The 10,589-nt window shown below is 35.0% G+C and carries 9 protein-coding genes; all 9 read left to right on the top strand.

All coding sequences use genetic code 11. The annotated features are described in order from the left end of the window. The first annotated feature begins 551 nt into the window (after nucleotides 1–551). The 9 genes from ABFX15_RS02685 (at nucleotide 552) to ABFX15_RS02645 (ending at nucleotide 10,406) form a co-directional block, all read left to right on the top strand. Complete coding sequence (locus ABFX15_RS02685; RefSeq protein WP_346023980.1) at nucleotides 552–1,295, top strand: YveK family protein; 744 nt, start codon at nucleotides 552–554, stop codon at nucleotides 1,293–1,295. A gap of 24 nt (nucleotides 1,296–1,319) precedes the next feature. Beyond that, a complete protein-coding gene (locus ABFX15_RS02680; protein WP_346023979.1) occupies nucleotides 1,320–2,027 on the top strand; it encodes a CpsD/CapB family tyrosine-protein kinase in 708 nt (235 codons plus the stop codon). A 67-nt stretch (nucleotides 2,028–2,094) separates the two neighbouring features. Further along, nucleotides 2,095–3,483 (top strand): O-antigen polymerase, encoded by a 1,389-nt coding sequence (locus ABFX15_RS02675; RefSeq protein ID WP_346023978.1) that lies wholly within the window; start codon nucleotides 2,095–2,097, stop codon nucleotides 3,481–3,483. Nucleotides 3,484–3,528: 45 nt separating this feature from the next. Then, the gene (locus ABFX15_RS02670; RefSeq protein WP_346023977.1) at nucleotides 3,529–4,659 is read left to right on the top strand and encodes a glycosyltransferase family 1 protein; all 1,131 of its coding nucleotides are present in this window, start codon (nucleotides 3,529–3,531) and stop codon (nucleotides 4,657–4,659) included. Between the two features lie 79 nt (nucleotides 4,660–4,738). Then, nucleotides 4,739–5,782 carry a glycosyltransferase gene (locus ABFX15_RS02665; protein WP_487046870.1) on the top strand — a complete coding sequence of 348 codons (1,044 nt, stop codon included), beginning with the start codon at nucleotides 4,739–4,741 and terminating at the stop codon, nucleotides 5,780–5,782. A gap of 67 nt (nucleotides 5,783–5,849) precedes the next feature. Further along, nucleotides 5,850–7,394 carry a lipopolysaccharide biosynthesis protein gene (locus ABFX15_RS02660; RefSeq protein WP_346023976.1) on the top strand — a complete coding sequence of 515 codons (1,545 nt, stop codon included), beginning with the start codon at nucleotides 5,850–5,852 and terminating at the stop codon, nucleotides 7,392–7,394. Between the two features lie 215 nt (nucleotides 7,395–7,609). Then, nucleotides 7,610–8,275, top strand: coding sequence for a sugar transferase (locus tag ABFX15_RS02655; protein WP_346023975.1), 666 nt, complete (start codon nucleotides 7,610–7,612; stop codon nucleotides 8,273–8,275). A 32-nt stretch (nucleotides 8,276–8,307) separates the two neighbouring features. Further along, nucleotides 8,308–9,372, top strand: a complete 1,065-nt coding sequence (locus ABFX15_RS02650) for a glycosyltransferase family 2 protein (protein ID WP_346023974.1) — start codon at nucleotides 8,308–8,310, stop codon at nucleotides 9,370–9,372. A gap of 29 nt (nucleotides 9,373–9,401) precedes the next feature. Continuing rightward, nucleotides 9,402–10,406 (top strand): glycosyltransferase family 2 protein, encoded by a 1,005-nt coding sequence (locus ABFX15_RS02645; RefSeq protein WP_346023973.1) that lies wholly within the window; start codon nucleotides 9,402–9,404, stop codon nucleotides 10,404–10,406. The last annotated feature ends 183 nt before the right edge of the window (nucleotides 10,407–10,589 follow it).

The following is a 10,589-nucleotide window of genomic DNA, read 5'->3' as shown; positions in this document are numbered from 1 at the left end:
CCGATTGGTATAGTCAGTGGGCCTTCACCACCTTTAATTTTTAGTTTTCATAAAAAATTTGACAGTTCCCTCATGCATTATTATGTGAGATATCTTCTGTAATTTCTTCTCGAGAATACTATATTTACTTATCTCATTTCAATCAGCGTACTTGCTAATTTTATTTCACACTCTTATTTCAGCTAAAACACCTCTATAATTACTGTTTTACACTCCTTCAGCACTCTTATTACTTCAACCTTACCCTTATACTATACCTCCCAAAATTTTTCACTTATCAGAAATTTCATTCATATCCAGTTATCTTTCCATACTTTTATTCTACATTATTGTCTATTTACTTTATAGAACATGTCCCTGTAGATTAAATTCGATGATTTCTAAAGGCGGTGTTTTTATTGCATACAGCTATTTAGTTACATTTTACTTCAAATACTTATAAAAATTCTAAGCTATCGACAATAAAAAATAGACACTACTTGCATGATATCGATCTAAATATTTAAATTTTAGTCGGTCATGAGTTCAATCCAGTTAAAGGAGGAATTAAAATGGATGAAGAAATGAGCCTATTGGAACTGATAGGCATAGTTAAAAAACGTTTAGGGCTAATCATGTTAGGGATTTTGACAGGCATGTTATTATTAGCGGGTTACAGCTTTTACGTGTCTACACCACAATACAGCTCAACGACTCAGCTTGTCGTTAATCGCTCTCAAGATACAGAAGTCATTCAAAGAACAGATATTGAAACAAATGTGCAATTAATCAATACCTATAAAGATTTGCTGATGAGCCCGGCTATACTGGATGAGGTGACAGAAGAGCTTAACTTGCCAATTACCAGTCAGCAGTTATTAAATCAGTTAAATGTTACCAGTGAAAATAATTCCCAAGTATTTTCAATTCAGATCATCAACCCAAACCCGAATAATGCAGCAATTATTGCAAATAAAACAGCAGAGATTTTTCAGGAAAAGCTTGAAGATATCATGAGTTTGGATAACGTCACAATTTTTTCTCAAGCTAGTGTTAATCCAAATCCCGTGAGTCCAAATCACACGCTTAATTTATTAATTGGTTTCGTATTAGGAGGCGTTTTAGCCACGTCATTGGCTATATTCATTGAATTCAAAGATACTACTGTTAAAGATGAAAGTTTCATTACTGAACACTTGGGTTTAATCAACCTAGGCTGTGTTTCTGAAATGTTACCAGAAAAAATCTCAGATAAAAACCAGCAAGTTGTTCCAGAGCGATTACCGGATTCAGTCAGCGCACGTACAAAAGTTTAAGCTTTTGAATGGAGGAATACTAACATGCTTACCAAATCAAATAAAACTCTAAAAGAGTCTGATGCTCCAAGACTGATAGTAAGTGAAGAACCTAAATCTGTAATATCTGAACAATTTAGGACCATTCGAATGAACCTTAAATTTTCATTAGTAGATAAAGAACTGCGGACCTTAGTTGTAACTTCTGCTACACCTTCTTCAGGGAAGTCCACCATCAGTGTTAATTTGGCTGCTACCATTGCTTCGGAAGATAAGAAAGTATTGATAGTTGATGCTGACCTTAGAAAACCTAAAGTTCACAAAATATTTAAGGTTAGAAATCATTCCGGCTTAACATCCTTGCTTACAAATAGACACGCCAAATTGGAGAGCATGGTACACCAGACATCTATTAAAGGTTTATCCTTTATGACCAGTGGGGCAATTCCACCTAATCCGGCTGAATTACTCGGATCCAATCGAATGGCGGAGCTGCTGGATGAAATGAAATCTTCTTACGACTTAATAATATTTGACACACCTCCTGTGTTAGCAGTAACTGATTCTCGAGTGCTAGCTTCAGAAACTGATGGAGTCATCCTTGTTATCCCCAAAGGACAAGTAAAAGCAGATGAGGTAATCAGTGCTAAAGAAGCTCTTGAAACGGTTAAGTCTAATATCCTGGGAGCCGTTATGAACCGGGTTGATCCATCAAATGATCGCTATAATTACTATTATGCCAGCGAAGAATAAATCACTAAGTACGGCCTTCATTCAAATAAGAATAACCTGATTGCTGCCTTGAGATAGGAGGAGACCAGTGAATCAATTGAAGTTGCAAAAGAAAATCATAATTCCCAACCTGCTGCTTGCTGGTGCGCTTTTCTTATATGTTCTTACTTTTTACAACAACCTCTCTACCATGTCCGTTACTATCTATTTTACCTTTTTCATCAATTTTACTATTGTTATCACTGGTATTCTAAAAAGCGAGCTGGCAATTTCAATAAACAAAATAAATTGGTACTTTTTTTTAATCTTCTTGATTATCATACCCTTTTATCAGTTAAATTCAGGTTATGCTCCTCGCAGCTTATTTTTAACTGAATATGAAATTGTCTTTACTAATGTACTCATTATGATATGGTGCGTGGGATATTATGCTAGTTATAATCTCAAGAGTAAACGATACACTTTGAAGGGTAATAAAAGTCTTCCGATTCCAAAAAGTAAAGGCTTCTATCTGACTTTATTTTTCTCATCGCTTGTTTCATTTGTCTTTGCTGTAGGAATAAGTGGATTGGAAAATTTATTCATAAGAGATGCTTTGGAATTCAGTGAAAATACTTTTGGGATCCTAATCTTTTTCCTCACCCGATCAACTCCTGCGCTTAGTTTAGCTATATTCTTATGGGCTAAGAAAAAGAAAATAAAAGTATTACCAACTTATCAAACCAATTTAATTATCCTTATACTATTAATCATAACAATTATACTCAATAACCCGATTACTCTATCTCGTTTTCTCATAGGCGCTGTTTATTTAGGTCTCCTAATCAGCGCCTACGACATGTCAGTATTCAAAGGAAAACGATTTGATATATTGCTGATTTTTTCAATAGTCATTATTTTCCCTTTAATGTATGCCTTTAAATTTTATACACTCGAACAGATTCTTTCTCGAAGTGTCAGCTTAGAAATCAATAATTACAACTCGTTGGACTTTGATGCTTATCAGATGATAGGCAGAACCATTCGTTATGTCGAAGTTGTTGGTTATCAATATGGGAGTCAGCTGCGGAGTGTATTGCTGTTCTTTATGCCGAGAGATATTTGGGATGTAAAAGGCCTACCGTCAGGAGAGCTAGTGGCAACCTTTCAGAATGTATCCTTTACAAATTTATCTTCTCCAATCGTTGCAGAAGGCTTTATTGACTTTGGAATCATCGGCGTACTGCTTTACTCTTTGATATTTGGGAAAATAGCAAAGTTTATTGATTATAGGACACATACGTGCAGCAAGGATTCACAAAATATTTATTTTATTGAAATTGTATTTTCCTTTATACTTGGCTTTTTTGTTTTCATCTACAGAGGAGCATTACAGCCTTCATTTCTGGGACTGATGGGTTTTCTCCTCTTTCTAATGATGTTACATGCAGGAACAAAGCTCAGTGAATCCATTAAGAATAACAAGAAAAAACGTTAACCCAAAGCGACAAATGATACAACTAGTAGAAGGGAGATGATTCAAATGACTGTTAATTCAACGGATCCACCCTTAAGGATTGCTCATGTTCTAGGAAAGATGCATGGTGGAGGGGTGGAGGCGATGGTGATGAACTATTATCGCCATATCAACAAATCAAAAATCCAATTTGATTTCTTTGTTGATAAAGATTCCAGTATTGTCCCATATCAGGAAATTGAATCTCTTGGTGGCAGAGTCTTTGTAATCGCTCCTTATCAAAACGTTATTCAGTATAGGAAAGAACTGACCACTATTTTCTTGGAAAACAATTATAAGGTGGTACACTCCCATATTAACTCCTTAAGTCCATTTCCTCTCAGTGCTGCCAAAAAAGTCGGTATTCCAATAAGAATTGCTCACAGCCATAGCACCTCAGCACCAGGAGAAACAACAAAAAATATCGTGAAAAACACCCTCAGACCTTTCTCCAAAGTTTATCCCTCACATTATTTCTCATGCACCAATACAGCAGGCGAATGGTTATTTGGTAAAAATATTGTAAAAACAAAGCAGCTACAAGTCATTAATAATGCTATTGATGTAAACAAATTTGCATTCAATAAAGATGATAGAGAAAGTCTAAGAGTATCCTTAGGTCTTGTCGACAAATTGGTAATAGGGCATACGGGTCGGCTATGTTTTCAGAAAAATCAGGCATTTCTTATTAGAGTTCTTCATAGTTTTCTGAAGTATGAGCCCGATACAATACTGTTGTTAGTGGGAGATGGCCAGGACTTAAACAAACTGACAAACTTGGCAGAGCGATTAGGAATCAGAGAATCCGTTCTTTTTTTAGGGAATAGAGCTGATGTCCACCGATATTATAGCGCTATGGATGTCTTCGCTTTCCCTTCAAAATATGAAGGCTTTGGCATCTCAGCAATCGAAGCTCAAGCATCGGGACTGCCTGTTATCCTATCTAAGACTGTTCCTAAAGAAGCCTGCTTGAGTGATCAATGTGCTATCCTTCCTTTAAAAGAAGGAGAAGACAATTGGACAAAGAAAATTCTGGAGTTAAAAGAAAAAAGGGACAGACAATTAAACGGTGATTTTACAGATTACAGCATTGACATTATTGCAGACAATCTGGAATCCCTCTATCTGTCTCTTGTTACAGAGAGTGAGCGTGGATAAGATGAAAAAAATTGGAGTTTTTACCGATAGGTGGTTATCAGGTGGCATAGAATCTTACTTGGTGTCCAATTTTGAAAAGATGGATTTAGATGATATTCTGGTGAGTATTATTACTACTCGAAAACTCAGTCAATTGTATGATTCAAGACTTGAAAATATTGGCATTCCTATTATCGAATTATTCTCGGAAGGTAAGGATTCAGAAATTACTCGAACGGTTAAAAGTCTGAAAGTATTTGAAGAAGTCCTTAAGGCTGAGAAATTTGACGTCTTACACCTGAATATCTATAACGGAGTCTCCCTAGTCTATTCCAAACTGGCCAGAGACTGTGGCGTGAAAAAAATAATTGCTCATTCTCATAATTCGGCTCTTGGTCAAGTTAGATTAAGAGCAGCAAAGCAGTTATCGCATATTGTCGGAAAGCTGGCCTTTCAAAGGTTCGCTACAGACTACTGGGCATGCTCTGATCTGGCGGGAAAATGGTTGTTTACGAAAAGAGCGCACAGCAAAGTGTTGCTTCTGAATAACGGTATAGATACAGACTACTTTCGGTTTGATTCAGTAAAAAGGACTTCTTTTAGGCAGGACTACAATTTGTCCGAAAATGACTTTGTATTAGGTAATATTGGACGATTAAATAATCAGAAAAATCAAATATTCTTACTGGAAGTTGCTCGAGAACTCAATCAGAAAAACGTATCTTTCACACTACTCATAGCTGGAGACGGAGAGCTGCTGTCCAATTTGAAAGATAGAATAATAGATTACAGGCTCTCAGAAAAAGTAAAGCTGATAGGGACCATAGGAGACACGGCCAGCTTTTACTCGGGAATCGACATCTTTCTTTTGCCCTCATTATTTGAAGGAAACCCTATAGTGGGTATAGAGGCTCAGTGTTCAGGAGCTAAATGTCTATTGTCAGATTCAATTACCAGACAAGCCAAAGTTAACGAAATGACAGAATTTCTCAGTATTCATAGAGTATCTGATTGGGTGAATTTTATCGAAGAGAATAAGGCGAGTAGTCAAGCAAGTAGATTAAAGTCCTATCACACTGTCAAAGACAATGATTTTGATATTGTTGACACTTCAATACACTTAAAAACTAATTTACTTAAATGATTCTACTAGGGACGCATTAAATGAAAGAAAACTTTATGAACAAAGTGAATGAAAAAGAGGGATTATCATGCAGGGCAACTCACGTACAAATATGGTTGTAAAAAACATTGCCATTGGTTTATCCGGACAGATGCTTATGAAAATTTTAGCATTCGTTTCCCGAACAATTTTTATACAAATGCTTGGAGTGGTCTACCTAGGTGTGAATGGGTTATTTACAAACATATTATCCATTCTGTCGCTCGCTGAACTGGGGATAGGGACAGCTATTGTATATAGCTTATATGAACCATTAGCAAAGAAAAACGAGTCACTGGTTGAATCTCTCGTAGCATTATATTCTAAAGCTTACTTTATAATAGGCTCAATTATTTTTGTATTAGGTTTAATGGTCGCTCCTTTTATAGATTTATTCATCAGAGACCAGCCTAATATTCAGGATTTGACCTTGATTTACCTACTGTATTTGATAAGTACAACTTCTAGTTACTTCTTCGCTTACAAACGTGCATTATTTACTGCCGATCAGAAAAATTATGTTAATTTAATTTACGACAATATATTTGGTGTCATTACAGTCTTTATTCAGATGGGTGTTCTACTGACGACTGGGAATTTCGTACTGTATCTTGTTATTAAAATAGTATTCACGCTTATAGCTAATATAATGATTTCCTTTAAAGCAGATAAAGCTTACCCTTATATAAAAAATAAAACTAAAATGCCTATTCCAAAAATTAAAGTAAGAGAAATTAAAAAAAATGTCTACTCAATGTTTATGATGAGTATTGGTACAGTAGTGGTAAACGGCACAGATAATCTGGTCATTTCATCATTTATCGGTCTGGTCTGGGTAGGCTTGTATTCAAATTATATAATGATTGTTGCAGTATTGGAGGCACTGATTACTCAAATATTTAATCCCATAACTGCGAGCGTAGGTAATTTAGTCAGTCTGGAGAGCAAAGAGAAATCCCTAGAAGTTTTCAACAAAATAAATTATTTGAATTTTGTGATTTATAGTGTTGTTTGCATCAATTTATTTATATTCTTAAATCCTTTTATTAGCTTATGGATTGGACAGGAGTACATTTTATCAACGCCTATAGTACTAGTATTCGTTTTAAATATTTATTTAATGGGGATGAGAAGAACTCTTTCAGTTTACACTAGAGCATTAGGATTATTCTATCATTTTCGCTATATAGCTTTTATGGATGCCGGAATAAATTTAGTCGTTTCCCTCCTGCTGGTTACTCGATTAGGAATAATAGGTGTCTTGTTAGGAACTACGACTGCAACTATACTAACCTATCTTTTCTATGAACCTCATATTTTATTTAAACATTATTTCAAAGAAACCATCTTAATATACATCAGAAAATACTGTTACTATTTTCTAATAACTGCTTTGTCCGGATTCCTGCTTTATAATGTCACTTTACAGCTCGGCATTTCTAATTGGATCGAACTCTTTTTGAACCTTATAGTCGCAAATATATTTATGGCATTTCTTCTAGTCGTCTTTTCTATTAAAGCCGCTGAATTTAATTATTTCAGAGCAATGATTTTCAGAATATTAGGAAGTAAATATAGTCTGAGAAAATTGTAAATATTATTTCACCCCTACTTTAAGTTGTACACTCCAAAATCTGTATTATCATCCTCAAAACTACTCCAACCCTCACCAATTAAATTCATTAATCATTACTCACAATTTATTTATACATCAATTTCTATGTCTCTCATTATTGTTCATGTAATTACTACGACTAAATGTTTATAGACGTTTATCAATAAATATACGAACCATTAGGAGGGCGTATCATGTTTATCTATCGAATCAATAAAGTTGCACAAGCTTTGCCCATTGATAAAAGACAAACTGTTCTATTCCAGCTAATTAAACGAACAATTGATGTGTTTTTTTCACTACTCGCATTAATTATATTGTTGCCCATATTACTTCTCATTACAGCCTGCATAAAATTAACTGACTTCTCAAGCTCAGTCATTTTCGTGCAAGAAAGAATTGGAATCGATGGGAAAAAATTCAATATGTATAAATTCCGCTCGATGTGTCCGGATGCAGAAGATAAGCTTCAGTTGCTTCTAGACAAAAACGAAGCAGATGGGGCAATGTTTAAAATCAAGGAAGATCCAAGAGTTACTCCAATCGGAAGGGTATTAAGAAACTACAGTCTGGATGAGCTTCCTCAGTTTTACAATGTTTTAAGAGGGGATATGAGCTTGATTGGACCCAGACCTTGTCTGTATAGGGAACTCCAAAATTACACTGAACATGACAAGCTAAGATTAAAAGTAAAGCCTGGTATAACTGGTTTATGGCAAGTAAGCGGACGCAGCGGTCTATCTTTTGAGCAAATGATTGAACTTGATTTGGCCTATATAAAAACAATGTCAGTAAAAAACGATCTCAAAATTTTGATTAAAACAATGATTGTCGTGTTTAAATCAGAAAATGCTTATTAAAAAGGGCCAGAATCATAGGAAAGGAGATTTCCATGAATACATTCAGTGTTATCATGCCAGTTTACAAGGTTGAAGATTATGTGGAAAAGGCTATAGTAAGCATTTTAGCGCAAGATTATAAGGATTTTGAGTTGATTATAGTAAACGACGGTACGCCGGATAATTCAATGCAAATAGTAGAAAAATACGCACTCAAAGACAGTAGAATTAAAGTGATTAATCAGAGAAATAAAGGTTTATCGGCAGCAAGAAATACAGGGTTGAAAGCAGCGACTGGAGAATATGTCTGTTTTGTCGATAGCGATGATGAAGTAGATAGCTACCTGTTAAGTTTTACAAAAGAGATTCTCGATGAGTGTAGTCCAGACATACTTATGTTTGGGATGTATGCAGAAACAATAGCAGAGGATGAAGGTGTTTCCGAGACTGAATATTGGAAAATAGATAGAAGTAACTGGGCAAGAGAGAATTTTAAAAAATTAACAGTGGATGACACTTTCTTGAACCTAATGGGATATGCAACCAATAAACTATATAAGTTGGAGTTATTGAAGAAGCACAGTATTTTTTTTAATGAAGACATTTACTTTCTAGAAGATATCGAATTTAACGAAAAAGTCTACAAAGTTATCAATACGATGACCATTATTGATGACTGTTTCTACCATTACAAATTTCGGAGTAGAAAATCTTTAGTTAACAGTCTACAAGACAATCATTTCACATTTCTTTTAGGGGCAATTCGCTCTCGTAAAGAAATATTTGAAGATTGGGGTATGGAGCCGGAGGGAATCGCTCAAATTGTAGGAATACTTCACCTACGTGCTATAAGAGCAACGTGCTCGCTACTGTTCGAGCACAGCAATGATATTACTTTTGCTGAAAAATGTCAGCACCTTTATTTAATTTTACATGATCCATACACGGTAAGTAGAAGTGAACTATTTCCTTCAGCTAACCTCATTGATAAAGTTCTTAAAGCAGTCATTAAAAAAAGACAAGTTTATACCCTCGCTATAATAAGCAGTCTATACGGCTTTACCCATAGACATTTATCTCACTACAAAAAAAATTTAAAAGCAATGATTGTTAAATAAATGAACCGCTCTAGAAAGGAAGAGTTATTATGACTATTAAAGTTAGTGTCAGTGTTACCACATATAATCAGGAAAAATACATCAAACAGACATTGGACAGCATTCTCAAGCAGCAGACTGATTTTGACTACGAGATACTGATTAATGACGATGCTTCTTCAGATCATTCAACAGCTATTATTGAAAAATATAAGCAAACATATCCAGATAAAATTAAGCCAATTTATCAGACAGAAAACCAGTATACCCAAGGAAAAGAAGTCCACTATACTTTCAATTATACTCGAGCTCAAGGAAAGTACATTGCATATTGTGATGGTGATGACTACTGGACTGATCCTACTAAACTACAAAAGCAGTTTGATTTTATGGAGTTGCATCCTGAGGTGAGTGCTTACCTGCACGCAGGAAAAAGCGTAAACGAACAGGGAACACGTATTTTAGGTACACAATCTGCGCATGAAACAAATTGTTATTTAAAAACTGAACAAGTTATTGGCTTGCAGGGCATGTTTGCTTCAAATTCTCTGTTTATGAGAAATTACTACAATAATGATTTCAAGATGCCAGACTGGTTCAACGAAGCAAAAATTACAGATTATCCCTTGTACCTGTTTTTAACAACTAAAGGCGATATTTACTATGACAATACAGTCATGTGCGCTTTCCGACTTGCTTCTGAAGGATCTTGGACACAGCAAGTATATAAAGTTCCTGAACAGAGAATTAAACATATTGCAGACATGATTAACTTATTAAATGCATTTGACCGCTTTACTAATTACGAATACACTGCATTTATTCAGTCACAAATAAACAAAAACAAGTTTGACTGCTTGAAAATTGATAAAGGTTTAAGAAAAAAGGACCCTAAAGAATTCAATCAGGTGTACACTTTGCTATCATCCAAGGAGAAAATAAAAATTAATGCCAATCATTATCTGCCGTCAATTGTAACAATCTATAGAGTAATGAGAGACAACAGAGTAATTAGAACATTTAAACCTAGAGAGATTTTTGTCGCAGAAGAGTAGCTAAGGACGGTTTATAGTGGAGAAATTAAGTCTAGAACAACAGAAAGCCATGATGCTGGAGATATTAATTTACCTTGATCAGATTATTTCAAAGCATAATCTTAGGTATTCAGAGTGAACTAGGAAACTCCAAGGAATAATTGGGGGAATAGCTCTTAAATGAGCATACAATTGATTGGTTTT

It is taken from the genome of Alkalibacterium indicireducens, assembly GCF_039522005.1.
GTDB classification, from domain to species: domain Bacteria; phylum Bacillota; class Bacilli; order Lactobacillales; family Carnobacteriaceae_A; genus Alkalibacterium; species Alkalibacterium indicireducens.
This window is presented reverse-complemented; position numbering and strand designations above follow the sequence as displayed.